Origin of the sequence: Halobacteriovorax sp. DA5 (genome assembly GCF_002903145.1) — a bacterium.
GTDB lineage: Bacteria > Bdellovibrionota > Bacteriovoracia > Bacteriovoracales > Bacteriovoracaceae > Halobacteriovorax_A.
In genome coordinates this window covers 166,616-182,510 of the sequence record NZ_PPDJ01000008.1, presented here as the reverse complement: position 1 = coordinate 182,510, position 15,895 = coordinate 166,616, and the positions used below count along the sequence as shown (strand labels likewise).

Below are 15,895 nucleotides of genomic sequence, written 5' to 3'. Positions count from 1 at the left end.
AATATTTTTCTTATTAGCTGCATTCTCTAGAAAGAGATATACAATGATTATCTATCCAATATCTCTTACGATGTTACTTCTAAATTTTCTAGGAGTATCTTCAACGGTATTATTGTATTTCTTATTTATTTTCTTATCACTTTTTATATTAATCTTAAGTGTTATTGAATATTGCTTTCCAACCTCAGAAGTACGCTTTAAGCGTTTTGAATACTTACCGTACTTTTTATTTACGACAATTATATTAGGTGTGTTTTCTGTTAATATTTATCACCTTAAAAGTTCTGGTGGTTTAATTGGGGCCATTAATAACTTTAATGTCGATACACATGTTGATTGGACAATATTACTGAAATTTAGTGTTTTGCTTGTTTTTATAGCATTTTTATCAATCGTAAATTTAGATGGAGATAAGAATGCATAATATCGATCCATTTTCACTTCTTTCAATTTTATTTGTTATAAATATTGGCGTTTATCTTTTTACGAAGAGATTTACTAAGAAGCTGTTTTCTCTTTTTACTATTATAACAATTTTTCTACTACTGATCGATTTAAGAGTACAAGAGTCGATTAGTTTAGGTGATGGTGTGATGATCTTTATTTATTCTGCACCAATCTTCTTAATCATTAATTCTATTTTTAAAGAGTTTAAAGTAAGGCAGGGGTTAAAATGATTTATATAAATATCTCATTATTTATCCTTTCTCTAATAGGATTACACTTTAGTAATCGTATAAATAATTATGGAAAAGCATTTATTAGTATTTTTCCTATTTTATTGAACTTTATTTATTTCTTCTCCGGTGTCGAGTTTGATTTTTTCAATACAATTATACCTTTCGTTCTCTCATATCTAGTTATTGATCAGGGGCAACGTAAGGTTTATGAAGTACTTCCATTTGCAGTTTTACTTCTGCCAGTTGATATAAATCTAAAGATAATTGGTTTTAGTGCATGTAGTTTATTTAATTTTGCCAAGCCTGATTTAAAATATCGCTCTTTGGATATTTTGAAGATTGCAATTATTTGCTTTTTAACTTTGGTCGATAAATCTACATCTTTTAAGTATTTATTTACAGTATATTTACTTTTAAGTTTTATGCATTCAAGCGATGAAGATTTTGCAATTACTGACGGTGTGATCATGTCAGTGTTATTGCTTTCTAATATTCAGCATATATCTCCAACGCTTAATGTTTTTCTGATTTCATTGTCGATTTTACTATTTATAACTGTAATCAGTAAGGCAACTATATTTAAAACAGTTTTCTTACTTTCTTCAATCATAGCGGTACTATTAAATTTAGAAACCTTACTTATGTCGATTATAGTTTTTTATTACGTAAGTAAGTCACTTATTACAACAAAGAATCTATTAGTTTTAGAGTCAGAAGTACTAAAAAAGTACTTTTCTTATGAGCTTTTTGATCAGATCTGGATAGTTGGTTTACTCACATTAGCTTTCTCTATTCAAAATTTAACAATTATTATTTTGAGTTTTGTTATTGCCATCATAATCTTATTACTGAATACGGATTCAACAATACACAATAAGTTCGGATTACAATGGTTTGAGTTTCTTTATAGTTTGATAACAATGAGCCTAATTTCATTCGGTTTAATTTTATTTCAAGGGGCCATCGGTGAGGTTGATAAGACTTCTATTTATTATGCGATTAGCTCTTATCTTATATTGAGTCTTATAGTGTTTGGATTTGTATCGAAATTACCGGTTAGTGTTTCTTTAATCGGAACAAAAATTAATTTAGGTAACTTAAAGCGATTTGCGTTTTTAGATGGAGTATTTGCTCTTAAGGATAGCTCTAAGCAGCAGTTTAATATTCAAAAATCGCATTTGGGCGTATTTGCTCTATCATATCGTAGTGTACGAGCATTAAGCATGATAATTATGGCCACTTATTTTCTTGTATTAATTATTCAGGTGGTAACTAAATGAGAATAAATAGAGATCATCTAACATTTGCGACTTCGATCATCCTTTCTACACTTCTGTGCTTCTTCTTAAGTGGCGTAATGTATTACACTGGTTTTTCAGGATTAAGTTTAGGGATAAACTTTGGTTTTCTTCCTGTGGTTGGGGCGTTTTTTACTCTTTATTTAATGAGAAAGTCAGATTCATTAAGTTTAACACTGATGGCACCGTTGTCCTTTGTCACATTTGGCGCAGCAAACTTGGCAACATTTGTACTGGCATCAATGTCGCTACTATCAATTGCTAAGTTACATAACTTTAAGTTCTTAGCTTATTTATTTATAAATTTATTAGGACTGTTAATTTTTAAAGATAAGTTTTATTACCTTTTTTACGCGCTTGTCATTTCATCTTTGATTTTCATATTTTTCTCTAAAGACGAAAGTGTTTTTTTATCACTTTTCATCTTAAAATATTTAACTTTAATTAATTATTCTGATTATGTTGTAAGTACGTCTTTGTTAGTAATACCACTAATTGTAATTTTATTAGTTTTTCTTCACTTCAGAGAAGGCGTTACTAATTCAATTAATATCCTTGCGATATCTATTTTATTATTAAATGAAGTTAATGGCCTACCGTTATTATTAACGGCTTTAAGTTTACTCGGCCTATCTGAATTTATTAAGGGATATAAGGATCGCTTACAATTTATCATTACATCGAATATAGCGATGCTAACGATTATTTTATCCCTTTCATTTCTTACTGGACTAGCGAAGCTAATACCGTTAGTTGTTCTACTCTCAATTTTTGTCGAGTTCTGTAATAAGAGTGTGGAGTTAAACCATGCAAGCTAGTTTTTATTCATTACTACTTTTTTATCCTGTAACATATTTTTTAAATTCAATTTTAGAAAAGTATTCTGGTATTAATGAGAAGCAGAGAACTTCAATACTATCAGTAATATTTCTGGGTGTTTTCTATTTCTTATTTAAAGACTATGTTTTTTCTTCAACAGAAAGAAGCTACTTCGCTGTAATGGCCGTAACTTTCTCTTTTTTCTTTTTTAATAGTAAGGGAGATCTTCGATCTTTATTCAAAGGTTTTACGCTCCTTTGGTTCTCACTTTTTAATATTTGGAATTTTACAGGTGTTACGGATATTGTTCTTCTCTTAGGGGCTTTATGTTTCTTTGATACAGACAAAAAAAGCGAGCATAGTTTATTTTATATACTTGCTTGGATTGTAATTGCTGTTGTTTATTTCTTTGTGAAAGAATTTCAAGGCGTAGAGTTGGGTAACTTCTTTTACGAAATTTTGATTGTCGTAACAACGGCACTACTAATGCCTAAAGAGAAGAATCGTCCTTATCTATCGATTCTACAGTATATTTTCTGTCTTTCAGTATTAGAGAGATTTATTGGTTTAAATATTGAGCTTAGTCCTTATTTCTATCTTCTATTTCTAAGTCTGCAAGTTATCTTTTCTTTTATTAAAGTAGATACTCGCTTTCAAGCGATTCAATTGATGTCGATTTGTTTAGCAAGTGCAATCATCTATTTACCGACTTTTGGTCTTGATAGTTTTTATCAGTTATTTCTAGTCGTATATTTGTTAGTTTTTGCAAATAAAGTTGATTATTCACCACTAGTTTCTAAGCTCATGAGTATTATTCATGTAGCTTATCTATTTCTTATTGGGCATATCGTTTATTTGCATATTGATTATTTAACGAATTTACAGTTACTTTCAACGATATTCCTGATTATTTCGCTAGCTTACAGGCAAAATATTTTTGGTATTGTGAAAAATAGTCCACGCAAAGCCTATATTTGATTTAATTTCATATACTTAGGATAATAAAGGCATGATAAAGTTTCGTGTCAAAACCAAAGCAAATAAGGTTTTGGGCCCCTTTGTATTTTCCGAATTAATTGAGCTGGGTCATAAAGATGCAATCGATGATTCGTGTCTATTCCAAAAATTTCCAACAGGGGATTGGGCCCCTGTAAATGCTATTCCAGAACTTAGTGACCTTTTCAGAAAAATAGAAGAGCCTACACAAGTTAAAGATAAAACAGAAAAAGAAGTGAAATATGCTCAAACAGATAGTGAGCAAAAACATCATACGTTAATAGGCGAAGATAAAACCGCATTTAATGAATTCAAATTTTCGAAAGATAAAGATATTGATATCGACTATCAGGAAATTGAAGAAAAATTTAAAGCGAAAAAAGAGCTTGAAGATGAAGCACGAGACGAAGTCGAATTAGAGGAAGAGCCTCCTGCAATTGATAAAACAGTTCTTGTTAATGTTTCAAGTCTCAAAAAACAAAAGCAGCAAGCAGATGACGATGAGGATATCGCAAAGACGGTTGTCATCAATAATTTCAAAGATGAATTTGATCTTGATGACGAAGATGATGATAATGGTGAATCAGGTGAATCCAAAGAAAAAGAGCCTGAGCCAGAGCCTGAAGAAATCGTAGATGCAGATGCTGCAACACAGATGTTTAATCTTGCAGAACTTAAGAGGGAAGAGCTTCCTACAAAAACTGAAGATTATAGTGATATTGAACTTCAGATTATGCAAGAAGAGCGTAGACTCAAAAAGAAGCCTAAAAAGAAAATTATCGAGAAGAAGGCCGAGAAAAAAATAGTAACAAGTAATAAGAAAAGAAACCTTACTGTTGCACTCTTTTTGGTCGTGGCCATTATATTTTTAATGCCGGAAGAAAAGAAGGAAATTGAGACAGTAGTTGTTCCAAAAATCTCCTTTCCTGTTGCAACTGAAATCGCACAGCCTCAAAAGGCTCAGATTGCTTATACAGAAGGTTTGGCTTTTTTTAAAAAAGATGGATTCGTAAACAGAATCAGTGCTGCAAACAAATTTAATCTTTCACTTCGATATAAGTTCTCAGGTAATCCGGCGATAAGCAAACTAATACATTCGTATAGTGATTTACTAATTGATACTCAAAATAAGTTTGAAGCGGGACAAGTATTATCGAAGTTGATTAGAATCGAAGACTCGAAGCTCTTATCTGATATTGACGTTGTAATTGGTGCAGCTCAATTCTATGCTTACTTTCAAAAGTATGAAACTGCCATATTTACAATAGAAAGATATAATTATTTAAAATCAAATAAACCATCGATTAAGCTATTTTCAATTTATCTAAATTATCTACTTAAGGCGGGAGAGCTTGAAAAGGCAAAGATTGTCTATGATAAGCTTTTTAACGCAAAAATTAGAACCGTCGAATCTATCGATGCGATGGTTAATTATTTGCTTTTAAATGAAAATAGTACTCAGGCCTTAAAGCTTATTACAGAGAATCAGTCTAAATTTCAAAGTGATTATCGATTTCTAATCATCTATGGTGATTTACTTTTAGAGTTAGAAAAGATGGGGGAGCTTAATAAGATTGCATCAATTTTGATTGCAAAATACGGTGGTGGATCTCCTTATAATTTTGCTCAGGGTTTAAAATTTATGGGCTTTATTAAAGCTTATAATAAAGACATCCAGGGTGCGACTAAGCTTTTTCAACAATCATTAAAAATATATGATGACGAATCTCTACGCGACACTCTAGCAACTTTGGATGTTGCAGGTAGTGATCTTACACAGAAGGTTATTTCAACGAGTAAGATTAAAGTCTTAATTAGACAATCTAAGGACGAAGTCGCTCTTCTAAACTGGGATAGAGCATTTGAGTTGGCCCTTAGAGCTGTTTCATTAGATGAAACAAGTATTGATGCAAAACTCTATTTAGCAGAGTTGCAAGTTAAAAGAGGGTATTTTGACTTTGCTATCACGACGCTTACAAAGCTAAGAGCATTACATCCAGTTAACCCACGTATCAACTACGCACTTATTAAGGCCAATATAATGTCTTATAAGAAGGATGAGGCCAAACGCTTATTATCGGCACTTTCAACAAGTGAGAAGTTTAGAGAGACCTTTGAATTTCATATGTTACTTGGTCTTTACTACAATCTTATTTCAAATGATAAAATGGCATTTGATAAATTTAAAGCAGCCATAAGAGTTAACCCATTAAGTGATGTTGCTCAATTTGAAATGGCCAAAATTGCTTTTAAGAATAAGAGATTCAAACAAACTAAGATTTTCCTTAATGAAGCGATGGGACTGAATCCCTCTAATATTGATTATAAGATTTTAAATAGTAAGGTCCTTTATGAAACAGACGGTGTTACAACCGCTATTGGATATCTACGCCAAGAATTATTAGAGCATAGAGATAATCCAAAGTTATATGGCCAAATTGCTGTCTTCTACTATCGTGATCAAAACTATGAAGCTTATCGTGAAATGAAAGAAGTACTAGATCGTCTTAATAAGAAAGATGGTGCACTTTATTCTTACTTAGTAGAAGTTTCAGAAATTGAAAGAAATTATAAAGAACTTGTAGAGAATGCTATTAAGTTACTTGTCTATGAGCCTGGAAATCTTCTTGTAAGAGAGAAGTTGATTATTACTTATATTCATATGAATAATTTTGGCCTTGCTAATCAACATATCGATATTTTAGAAAAGAGATTACCTACATATCCTAGAATTAATTATTATCGTTCTAAAATTTTATTCAGCCAGAGAAAGTTTAAAGAAGCAGAGAAAGCAGCACTTGTTGAAATTGAAAAGCATCCTAATTCTGAATTTGGTTACTATGTACTAGGAGAAATTTATTTAATAGGCAAAAAAGTTCAGGAGGCCAAAAAGAATTTATCTAAGGCAATCCAGATTAATAAGAACTACTTTGATGCGATCTTTTCAATGGGTAAGCTAACGTTTCAAACACGAGAGTTTGTACCCTCGCTACAGTTCTTTCAGCGCGCTAACAGGCTTAATCCGAACGATGCGGACTTAAATAAGATGATGGGATTTCTCTATAAAGAGCTAGGTCAACCTAACCTTGCAATTGATAAATTTCAGAGATATTTGACGCTTAGCCCAGCTGCAAGAGACAGGGAAAATATTCTTGCATTAATAAATGCATTAAAGCGTTGACAAATGTGTGTAAGAATCTTAATAATATATCTCACGAATGCAAAATATTTGTATTTTGCGGAGGATTGGCTGAGTGGTCGAAAGCGGCGGTTTTGAAAACCGTTGAGCGCGAGCTCCGCAGGTTCGAATCCTGTGTCCTCCGCCACTTTTTTTCTTAATGGAGAAGTGGGAGAGTGGCCGAATCCAGCACCTTGCTAAGGTGTCGTACCTCCGGGTACCGCGAGTTCAAATCTCGCCTTCTCCGCCATTTTAAAATTCCCAATTATTATCAGATCGCAAAAGCGATCTTTTTTTGTGCCTAAATTTAAGGTTAGGCCAAATTTACCCCTTCGATACGTTGCCCCTATAGACATGCGATAATAAGCTCATGAAGACTCAACTATTATTAGCAGTACTGACAATTATTATTTCTCTTTCTACTTTTGCTCAAGGGCGAAGTTTTGGTGGCTTTAAAAGTGGCAATCTAGAAATTGAACCAGTTGTAGGATATGAGCGTGTACAAAAAATTCTTCCTACTCCTCATACGTCTAGTCGTCTGTTTTATGGCCTTAGAGCTAATTATGGACCAAAGTACCTATCACTTGAAGCAGAGGTAACTCAGGCCAAGGAAGATGAGTCATTTGATTCAGGTATTGATATTAGTGATTCATCGACAAATTATATGCTTGGGCTTAGAAGTTCATTTAATCTTGGACGTGCACTTAATTGGTATTTGAGAGCTGGTGCTCATGCTAGAGATAGTAAGTACGAAAGAACAGAAGCCGGTGTAACGACGATTGTAGAGCCTGCTACCTATGTTAATCCATACGCTGGTACCGGTCTTGCGATAAATCTAATGAATGTATTTACACTAAATGCAGGTGTAAATGTTATCTTCACTGATGATAAAGAAGAGCTCCAGTCATCATTAGGATTTGGTATCCGAATCTAATATCCGAGTTAAACATTTGATTTGTTAACTCTTTGTTAGATGGGTTTACATCCTTGTTAGTCATTTTTAAAATTTAGAAAGCTAACAAAGGATGTAAAATGAAAATTATAACTACGCTAATTCTAGCGGTGTTTCTTGTATCTTGTTCCACTAATACAAAAAATGAATTGAGCTTTGACGCTGAATTAACTGAATTTAGCTACCCATTTCCTGTAAAGACTTTTGAACTTTCGTCACAAAGGCAAAAGCTAAAAATGCGCTATATGGATATAGGAAGTTCGAAACATAAAGTAGCAGTACTTCTGCACGGTAAAAATTTTGCAGGATTTTATTGGGAGAGAGTCGCAAATGATCTTGTGAAGAAAGGTTACCGAGTTATCATTCCTGATCAAATTGGCTTTGGGAAAAGCTCTAAACCAAAGAGCTATAGCTACAGCTTTCCTCAGTTGGCAAAGAACACTCATGATCTACTAAAATCGATAGGCGTAAAAAAATATACTCTTGTTGGTCACTCTATGGGAGGGATGCTTGCAGTAAATATGGGTTCAATGTATCGAGATATTAAAAAAATTATTCTAGTAAATCCAATCGGTCTTGAAGCCTATCTGGATTATGCTGAATATAAAGATCCTGACTTCTTTTATAATATTGAAAAAAATAAAACAGTTGATGGTGCGAGAAACTATCAAAAGAAAAACTACTATGATGGCACTTGGGCCGATTCTTATGAAGAGCTTCTGACTCCTTTTAAAGGATGGCTAAATGGTCCTGATTATGATGTTGTTGCCTGGAATGCCGCTTTAACTTACGGGCCAATATTCAATGATAATATTGTTGTTAAATTTCCAAAAATTAAAGCAAAAACAGTTTTAATTTTAGGAACTCGTGACCGAACTGGTCCAGGTCGAGGGTGGAAGAAAAAAGGTGTGAAGAGAAAACTTGGTCAATATCAAAAACTTGGTAAAGACATAAAGAAAAATAACCCTAAGCTAAAATTGATTGAATTAGATGGCCTAGGGCATATGCCTCAATTTGAAAATTATTCTCGATTCGCGAAAGTTTTTTATCCCGAATTCTAATTTTGCTTAGGCAGCGAACTTTGTCGTTCGCTGCTTTTTCGCATGATCTGCATATTTAGTATCAATACCCATAATATGTGTAAATAACCAGTTCTTTAAGAAACTTGCTAGCTTATCTTTTTCTAGCGTTCCATTGTGTAGCTGTTGTTCAAAACGTGCTACGGCAGATAGAAGTTTCTCGTGTACCCTTTTATGTGATTCATAAGAAGGGTAGTTAATGCTTAACATGTATTCTTCTTCTTCATCAAAATGGAACACAGTGTATTCTTTAAGCGTCTGGAAAGCTTCTTTCATACCTCTACCAGTATTCATTGAATTAATAAGGCCATTAATTTTACGTAGTAATTCTTGGTGTTCACCATCTACTTTTGAAATTCCAATGTTGTACTTATCTTCCCAAGGGATTAATTCAATGTTTTCGTTAATTGTAATATTTTGTGTTTTCTTAGTGTTATTAATAGATCCCGAAAGTTCACCTAGGTACTGACTAATTGTATTTGCTAGATTTAGTGTTTGCGATACAACAAGTGCACTTCTTTGAGTCGAGTTATTAATTGCGTGAATTGCATCACGAAGTTCGATAACACCATTCTCCTGTTCCTTCGCCGCAATTGTTACTTCTTGAATTTGCTCGTTCATCTTCATTGTTTCATCATTAGTTTGATTAAAACTGTGTCTAAATTCTTGAAGTGTGTTGTCACAAGAGTCTGCTGTTTGATCAAGCCTTTCGTTAAGGCTTTTGCTGTTCTCTTGAATATTTGAAATTAGAGTATTAAGTTTTAATTGTGCTTCATGAAGAGTCGCATTGATCGCCTCAGCACTTTCTCCACTAGTTGATGCAAGCTTACCGATTTCTTCCGCTACAACTGAAAACCCTTTTCCGTGCTCACCAGCACGTGCGGCTTCAACCGAAGCATTGAATGAAAGTAGTTTTGTTTGGAAGACAATATCATTAATAAGCATTGCTTTTGATTCAACGTCAGTAAATGTTGATAGGAATCCATTTAGATTCACAACGATATCACTAAGAGAATTAGTAATATCACGACTTGTTGTTAAACTTGATTGGATATTCTTTTCAAGTTTAGATAGAGAGTGATCACTTCTACTGATTAGTCCATTGATCTCTTTTATATTTGCTTCAAATGAGTCAATTGATCCTGTCGTTTTAGTAATCATGGCACTGATTTCATCACTCGTTGCACTTGTTTGAATAACGGCACTTGCTTGCTCTTCTGTACTTTCGTCTAGTTGCTCACATGATTCAAAAAACTGTGCATTCGTTCCAACGATATTTCGTTGTAAGTAATCTAGCTTTTGTACAAATGATTGAAGATTAATTCGATGCTTTCTTCTTTCTTTAACTGCAAAGATTGTGAAAGGAATAAGTGCACTAAAGAAAGCAAGTCCTTGAGTTAGACTAATCTGACTATAGTAAACGCTAAGTCCTGTGATAGTGGTCGATAAAAATAATGGAGTGAATACATAGTTTATATTTTTCATGCACTCATTATCGGATGAATATCATGTTTCTAGAGCGAAATTTTACTGATAATAGTCAGGAAAGAAGAATTTTCCACTATAGAGATTATTGAAATCATTGAGTTTTTCAACTTTTTTAATTTAAACCTTCGGGGATTCTACAGATCTTGTTGAATATAAGTTCCTATGTAGTTACTACCACCTTTGATTCTTCCAAACATAGATGATGATTCAAAAATTGCTGAGCGATGATGAATCATAAGTCCTAGCCAAGTATGTTTAAGGCCGGCCTTTTCTAAGCTAAAATCGATTGAAAAATCTAAGTAATTCATGAACTTACTACTACGATATCCCTTTCCTGAAATATCGAATTCTTCGATATAGGTAATTTGATCAGCATATGAAATACCTTCGGCCAAACCAAGACGCCAGTTAATCGGCCAGTGAAATGGAATAAAGATCTTTACTGCTAATGCAAATTCATTACTTCTTTCTTGAACTTCACTTTTAAGGTGACCAACATATTGTGGCAGTAGATAAACGGGAATATCTGATCCAAGAAACTTATCGGCCATTGGAATACCATAGGCAAAAGAAACCATGTCATTATTATATTTATCAGTAGCCGTATGAAAAGAAAGGATATCGCTTAGGTTTGATGGAGTGGCCATTGCATAAGCAGCTCTAACAAAAGTTTTAGATTTTAGCTTAGTGCGCTTTGAAATATCATGACCATTCATATGAATTAAGTGAGGGTCCATGAAGCCAATGCCTAAAAAGGTTTCAGTATTTACTTGGTTGCGAATAGTTGGAGCATCTGCTGTTTCATTATCCAAAGTACTTACTTTTACATGAGTAAGAATGTTGAAGTCTTTGTGTACTCTAATGGCGGCTTTTACACCTGTTCCAATTTCATAACCTGTCCCAGGTCTTGATACATCTAATCCATAATACTTATTATTAAATTCAGCACTTCTTATTGTTAAAAAAGCATATGGGCGAAAGAATACATTCTTCCATACATAATCCGCTTCAGTTTTTAACGTTAAATAACTTCTAGTTGAATGATCTGCTAGAAGTTGAGCACTTGTTCTCCACATTTTTGAGTGTTCATATTGTGCTTCGAGACCGTAGTCAAAACCGGCATTTCTAATCGTATTTTGACTATCTTTTGGTATGTCAAAAAAGCGATATTGTGACATTAAATTAATATTGAGATTTTTTAATGGCCTATAGAAAGTGAAGTGCGCAGATAGCCCGTCAAGATGAAAGTCACCACGCTTGTAAAAGAATAGTGGAATAATATCAGATACTTTTTTATCTTTTACTTTAAATGGTATGTCCGCATTTCTGTAACCGAAACCTATACCCCAGTACTGTGGTTTATAGTTGCTCGCAAGAGTAAAAGTAGAGAATAAAATTGTAACTAAGATTTTTTTCATCATAACCAATCTGTAAATGCGACCCCAAGTCCAATGCGAGTCATATTGTAATCATAATCAATTAGTGTCTCACCATAGCCAGTAAAAAATTGTACATAACCTTTAAGACGAGTTTCAGGTAATGGAAAAGACCAATCGATTTCTAAGGCACCTTTATTATCTTTTTTTAAGTTATTTCTAACCATCCAAGAAAGTGTATGCCCATCTATTTTATGAATACCTGTAAGCTCAAAGTAGCCAAGATAATCAGTAATGTCTGGATTGTCATCACCTGTATAATCGGTTGGCCCTGATTTTGGCTCTTCATTTATGCGATACCACACCTTAAGCATAAAAAGAGTTTTTTGCCATTCGAAGAATGTTGTAGCAAAGACTCTGTTCCAGCTTCTAGATAGTGGTAAGTCTTTACCATTTGATTGATGAACAAAACCAAAGTGGTAGTAATTTTTAAAAATACGCCAATCTTCTTTAAGTGGTTCAAACGATATAAATAGTTCAGGCTCATAATTAGTATCTCTAAAAGCTGCCGAATTTTTCTTATTATAAAGTTGCCAAAAAGATTTTTGAGTATAGGCAAAATCTAAATCAGTTTTCGAACCAAAAATTTGCGAGAGGACCGTAAATTTAAAACTTAGTTGAAACTTTGTTTCAATATTTTTTAATTCATCATCTGCAGGATAAGGAGCCTCATTTGGATCGTGCATATAGGTGATTGGTAAAATGTAATTTGGCCTATGTGCTGTAACTAGGGAAGACGTATGATTTGAATGCTCATCTTCCTTTATTCTTTTCTCGAGTGATTGTTGAAGTTCACTACTTTCTTGTGCGAATGAAAAAAGTGGAAGTATTAAAAATATAATTAGAAATTTGTTCATGTAAAATAGCTGTAAATAATTAATAAATTGAGGCTATTGTCCAATGATTTGGCCCTCTCTGACAAATTATTTCCCTGAATGCAAGAACGCATTGACAATATGAGCAGTTAGGGGCTATAAATACTTCTACATGCGCACTCGTAGCTCAGCTGGATAGAGTGTCTGACTACGGATCAGAAGGTCGCAGGTTCGACTCCTGCCGAGTGCGCCATGTTCTTAAGCACCTGTTTTTACAAGCCTATGTCAAATCACGAACAAAGATTTAATGGAATAGCCGCCCTACTGGGAACGGAAGCTTTTTCTGTTATTAAAGATTCACACTTTATGATTATTGGCCTTGGCGGAGTGGGGACTTGGTGTGTGGAATCTATCGCACGTCTTGGTGTTAACAAAATCACTTTAGTTGATCTTGATGATATCTGTGTTTCAAATACAAATCGTCAACTACATGCTCATGATGGAAATTATGGAAAGATGAAAGCTGATGCTCTTAAGGAGAGGATCGCTACTATTAATCCAGACTGTGAAGTCGTCTGCCATTATTGCTTTTTCAATGAAAAGAATATGGAAAAGATTTTTGCAGAATCACCATCAATTATTATTGATACAATTGATGCCCCTCGTGAGAAAGCAATTCTTATTAACGAATGCTATAAGCGTGAAGTCAAAATTGTAAGTTCTGGGGCCATTGGTGGCAAAGTTGATCCTACAATGATTACAGTCGCTGAGTTATCTAAAACAAAACAAGACATGCTTTATCGTAAAGTAAGGCAAGAGCTAAAAAAGAAACATCTTTATCCACTAGGCCGCTCAAAAGCAAAAGTTCAATGTGTATATTCACCAGAGCCTTCTAAGAAGATTAAAAAGTGCGAATTAGATAATACTTCAGCTGCACTAAAGCTTGATTGTGATGGTGGTCTAGGTACTGCCACATACATGACAGGAACAGTAGGCTTCTTACTCAGTCACATCGCCGTTAAGGAATTATTAAAATAATTTTTCATTGATTATATCTCAACGTAAAGTAAAATTAATTGACTTAGAAAAGTCTAATAAGGCTATTTTTTCGGGAGATACCATGACAAAAATTTTATCATTCTTTTTAATATCATTTACTTTATTTTCTTGTTCCTCTGGTAAGAAGGCAAGAGAGTTTGAAATTGATTATAAAATCTTAAATGCTTCAAACAAAATTGAACCTGATTGGTTAGAAAGTACTGACAATTACAAAGGTGATAAAGACTATCATTACTTCTTATCTCAATCAGAAAATAGAAATAGAAGACTTTGTGTAAAGTCAGCAACAGCAAGATCGACAGCAGTAATTGCTTCTGAAATTTCTCAAGAAATTGCAAACGATTATACTGAAGTAACAAATCTTGATGAAGACTCACAAGAGGTGAAAACATTCTCTGAAACTCTTACTCAATCAATTAGAACTAAAGTATCTGGTGTTAGAGTTAAGGAACAGTATTGGGAAAAGAGACAGAAAATGAAAGATGATAAGTTAATTGGTGATCCATACTATGCTTGTTATTCTTTAGTTGGCATTAAGGAAGAAACGCTACAAAGAGCGATTCGTTATGCTCAAGAAAAAGCTATTGCTGTTGCAAAAGATTCACACAAAGAAGAGCTGAGACAGAAATTTGAAGAATAAAATTTTATTACTATCACTTGTTAGTCTATATTCATTTGGACAAATTAAGTCTTGTCCAAAGGATTTCCTATGTGCGAAGACTTGTGGCCTTAGTGAAAAAGAAGCTACGGAAGATGCACGAGTTGAAATAGCAAAAAATTTTCAAGTTAAAGTAAAAGCTAAGTTTACCTCAATAGAAAGTTCTAATGGCAAATTAGATGAAGGTGAATATTCTGATTTTGTAAGTGAAGAAGTTTCAGAGAATCTTTTTGGCGTTGAAATGATAGAATCCTTTGTCGATGAGGATTCATATTATTGTGTCCTGATGGGGTTGAACACGAAGAAGTTTATCTCTAAATTGAGAAGTGATATTTCAGATCTTAAGAAAGAAAATGAAGAGCTATATAATAGTGGTAATAATTTAGTTTTTTCTAAGATTAGGGCCAATAATAGCGTCATTAAAAAATTAGAATTATATATGATGACTTTAGTGGATAAATATAAATCTAATATTAAAAAATATGACTCTCGATCTAAGAAAGACATTACATTACATATTTATTCACAACCTAAGTTTGAAATAGTTGATAAATTGTTAATAAGTGAATTGAATAAGAATAATGTATTTTCTGGAAAAAGTGAGACACGTTTAAATATTGCGATAGCTCTTATCGACGAGTTTTTAAACGTTGATGGTTTCGTAAAGAAAACATTAGAAATTAATTTCAGAAAAGGAAAATTGAATATTACAAAAAGGTATACACAGACAGGCCGTTCTGAAAATGCAATTATCAAACAGGTTGTTGATGAACTTGCAGATGATATACCTGATATTTTTGTAGATTTAAAAATTTAATGGAGGATATATGAAAAAGATTTTAACGCTAACAATGCTTTTCGCACTAGCTTCTTGTGGGGGATTTCAAGCAGAACGTGTTTCAGGTGATACTTCAGATGAGAAGTCATTAGAAATTACAGATGCATGGGTTACTCGAGACACTGAAAACTCAGTTGAAACAGTAATTCAAAAAATGAAACAACATAAAGGTTTTAAAAATTATTTATTAAAGCTAGGTCGTCGTCCAAAGGTGTTTGTTGCTGAATTTAGTAATCAAACTGCTGAGCCATACTTTCCTTCAGATGATATTTCAGATGAATTCTTAACTCAGTTAAGTGAGTCAGGTGAGTATATTTTAATTGATGCGTCTGCGCGTGAAGCTCTTTTAAAAGAAATTCAATATCAAAATGACGGTATGGTAAGTCCTGCAGAAGCTAAAAAAATTGGTAATGCAGCTGGTGCTGATATTATGATTTTTGGTAATGTAAGAATGCAACCACGCTCTAGAAGCGGAAAAACTCTAAAAGAGTATACGATGAATATTCGAATGACTGATATCTCAAGAGGTGTTGAAGTTATGAGAACAAGAACTCGTGTAAATAAATACTCTGAGAAATCTAAAGTAGGTTGGTAATTAG

General features: G+C 33.3%; 15 protein-coding genes and 3 tRNA genes. 15 read left to right on the top strand and 3 right to left on the bottom strand.

What is annotated here, in order from left to right:
* The first annotated feature begins 43 nt into the window (after positions 1-43).
* The 10 genes from C0Z22_RS11680 (at position 44) to C0Z22_RS11635 (ending at position 8,984) form a co-directional block, all read left to right on the top strand.
* A complete protein-coding gene (locus tag C0Z22_RS11680) occupies positions 44-424 on the top strand; it encodes a hypothetical protein (RefSeq protein ID WP_146037882.1) in 381 nt (126 codons plus the stop codon).
* Positions 417-677, top strand: coding sequence for a hypothetical protein (locus C0Z22_RS11675; protein WP_103218552.1), 261 nt, complete (start codon positions 417-419; stop codon positions 675-677). Before C0Z22_RS11680 ends, C0Z22_RS11675 begins: the two co-directional genes overlap by 8 nt.
* On the top strand, positions 674-1,960 hold the full coding sequence (locus C0Z22_RS11670) for a hypothetical protein (protein WP_103218551.1): 1,287 nt from the start codon (positions 674-676) through the stop codon (positions 1,958-1,960). The genes C0Z22_RS11675 and C0Z22_RS11670 overlap by 4 nt, the downstream gene beginning before the upstream one ends.
* A complete protein-coding gene (locus C0Z22_RS11665) occupies positions 1,957-2,796 on the top strand; it encodes a hypothetical protein (protein ID WP_103218550.1) in 840 nt (279 codons plus the stop codon). The genes C0Z22_RS11670 and C0Z22_RS11665 overlap by 4 nt, the downstream gene beginning before the upstream one ends.
* Positions 2,786-3,775: a hypothetical protein gene (locus C0Z22_RS11660; protein WP_103218549.1), complete on the top strand. Its 990-nt coding sequence runs from the start codon at positions 2,786-2,788 to the stop codon at positions 3,773-3,775. Before C0Z22_RS11665 ends, C0Z22_RS11660 begins: the two co-directional genes overlap by 11 nt.
* Before the next feature lie 31 nt (positions 3,776-3,806).
* Positions 3,807-6,974 carry a hypothetical protein gene (locus C0Z22_RS11655; protein WP_103218548.1) on the top strand — a complete coding sequence of 1,056 codons (3,168 nt, stop codon included), beginning with the start codon at positions 3,807-3,809 and terminating at the stop codon, positions 6,972-6,974.
* 59 nt (positions 6,975-7,033) lie between these two features.
* Positions 7,034-7,119, top strand: a tRNA-Ser gene (locus C0Z22_RS11650).
* Positions 7,120-7,133: 14 nt separating this feature from the next.
* Positions 7,134-7,221, top strand: a tRNA-Ser gene (locus C0Z22_RS11645).
* 120 nt (positions 7,222-7,341) lie between these two features.
* Positions 7,342-7,905, top strand: coding sequence for an outer membrane beta-barrel protein (locus tag C0Z22_RS11640; protein WP_103218547.1), 564 nt, complete (start codon positions 7,342-7,344; stop codon positions 7,903-7,905).
* A 98-nt stretch (positions 7,906-8,003) separates the two neighbouring features.
* The gene (locus tag C0Z22_RS11635) at positions 8,004-8,984 is read left to right on the top strand and encodes an alpha/beta fold hydrolase (protein ID WP_103218546.1); all 981 of its coding nucleotides are present in this window, start codon (positions 8,004-8,006) and stop codon (positions 8,982-8,984) included.
* A gap of 6 nt (positions 8,985-8,990) precedes the next feature.
* Here C0Z22_RS11635 and C0Z22_RS11630 read toward each other — a convergent pair whose 3' ends face one another.
* The 3 genes from C0Z22_RS11630 to C0Z22_RS11620 all read right to left on the bottom strand — a co-directional run bounded on the left by C0Z22_RS11630 (position 8,991) and on the right by C0Z22_RS11620 (position 12,783).
* Positions 8,991-10,487 (bottom strand): bacteriohemerythrin, encoded by a 1,497-nt coding sequence (locus C0Z22_RS11630; RefSeq protein WP_103218545.1) that lies wholly within the window; start codon positions 10,485-10,487, stop codon positions 8,991-8,993.
* 137 nt (positions 10,488-10,624) lie between these two features.
* Positions 10,625-11,911 (bottom strand): MipA/OmpV family protein, encoded by a 1,287-nt coding sequence (locus C0Z22_RS11625; protein ID WP_103218544.1) that lies wholly within the window; start codon positions 11,909-11,911, stop codon positions 10,625-10,627.
* Entirely contained in the window at positions 11,908-12,783 is an 876-nt protein-coding gene (locus C0Z22_RS11620; RefSeq protein ID WP_103218543.1) for a phospholipase A, read from the bottom strand. Before C0Z22_RS11620 ends, C0Z22_RS11625 begins: the two co-directional genes overlap by 4 nt.
* Positions 12,784-12,917: 134 nt before the next feature.
* On the opposite strand from C0Z22_RS11620, the gene C0Z22_RS11615 reads away from it, so the two are divergent.
* The 5 genes from C0Z22_RS11615 to C0Z22_RS11595 all read left to right on the top strand — a co-directional run bounded on the left by C0Z22_RS11615 (position 12,918) and on the right by C0Z22_RS11595 (position 15,891).
* Positions 12,918-12,994, top strand: a tRNA-Arg gene (locus C0Z22_RS11615).
* Between the two features lie 29 nt (positions 12,995-13,023).
* Positions 13,024-13,779: a ThiF family adenylyltransferase gene (locus tag C0Z22_RS11610; RefSeq protein ID WP_158246911.1), complete on the top strand. Its 756-nt coding sequence runs from the start codon at positions 13,024-13,026 to the stop codon at positions 13,777-13,779.
* An 82-nt stretch (positions 13,780-13,861) separates the two neighbouring features.
* Positions 13,862-14,440 (top strand): hypothetical protein, encoded by a 579-nt coding sequence (locus C0Z22_RS11605; RefSeq protein ID WP_103218541.1) that lies wholly within the window; start codon positions 13,862-13,864, stop codon positions 14,438-14,440.
* Positions 14,430-15,275 carry an LPP20 family lipoprotein gene (locus C0Z22_RS11600; protein ID WP_103218540.1) on the top strand — a complete coding sequence of 282 codons (846 nt, stop codon included), beginning with the start codon at positions 14,430-14,432 and terminating at the stop codon, positions 15,273-15,275. Before C0Z22_RS11605 ends, C0Z22_RS11600 begins: the two co-directional genes overlap by 11 nt.
* 10 nt (positions 15,276-15,285) lie before the next feature.
* Positions 15,286-15,891 (top strand): CsgG/HfaB family protein, encoded by a 606-nt coding sequence (locus tag C0Z22_RS11595; protein ID WP_103218539.1) that lies wholly within the window; start codon positions 15,286-15,288, stop codon positions 15,889-15,891.
* Positions 15,892-15,895 lie beyond the last annotated feature (4 nt).

Bases quoted from the DNA above. Each gene is read 5' to 3' on its own strand.
- C0Z22_RS11680 (WP_146037882.1), top strand. From the start codon at position 44: ATGATTATCTATCCAATATCTCTTACGATGTTACTTCTAAATTTTCTA.
- C0Z22_RS11675 (WP_103218552.1), top strand. From the start codon at position 417: ATGCATAATATCGATCCATTTTCACTTCTTTCAATTTTATTTGTTATA.
- C0Z22_RS11670 (WP_103218551.1), top strand. From the start codon at position 674: ATGATTTATATAAATATCTCATTATTTATCCTTTCTCTAATAGGATTA.
- C0Z22_RS11665 (WP_103218550.1), top strand. From the start codon at position 1,957: ATGAGAATAAATAGAGATCATCTAACATTTGCGACTTCGATCATCCTT.
- C0Z22_RS11660 (WP_103218549.1), top strand. From the start codon at position 2,786: ATGCAAGCTAGTTTTTATTCATTACTACTTTTTTATCCTGTAACATAT.
- C0Z22_RS11655 (WP_103218548.1), top strand. From the start codon at position 3,807: ATGATAAAGTTTCGTGTCAAAACCAAAGCAAATAAGGTTTTGGGCCCC.
- C0Z22_RS11640 (WP_103218547.1), top strand. From the start codon at position 7,342: ATGAAGACTCAACTATTATTAGCAGTACTGACAATTATTATTTCTCTT.
- C0Z22_RS11635 (WP_103218546.1), top strand. From the start codon at position 8,004: ATGAAAATTATAACTACGCTAATTCTAGCGGTGTTTCTTGTATCTTGT.
- C0Z22_RS11630 (WP_103218545.1), bottom strand. From the start codon at position 10,487: ATGAAAAATATAAACTATGTATTCACTCCATTATTTTTATCGACCACT.
- C0Z22_RS11625 (WP_103218544.1), bottom strand. From the start codon at position 11,911: ATGATGAAAAAAATCTTAGTTACAATTTTATTCTCTACTTTTACTCTT.
- C0Z22_RS11620 (WP_103218543.1), bottom strand. From the start codon at position 12,783: ATGAACAAATTTCTAATTATATTTTTAATACTTCCACTTTTTTCATTC.
- C0Z22_RS11610 (WP_158246911.1), top strand. From the start codon at position 13,024: ATGTCAAATCACGAACAAAGATTTAATGGAATAGCCGCCCTACTGGGA.
- C0Z22_RS11605 (WP_103218541.1), top strand. From the start codon at position 13,862: ATGACAAAAATTTTATCATTCTTTTTAATATCATTTACTTTATTTTCT.
- C0Z22_RS11595 (WP_103218539.1), top strand. From the start codon at position 15,286: ATGAAAAAGATTTTAACGCTAACAATGCTTTTCGCACTAGCTTCTTGT.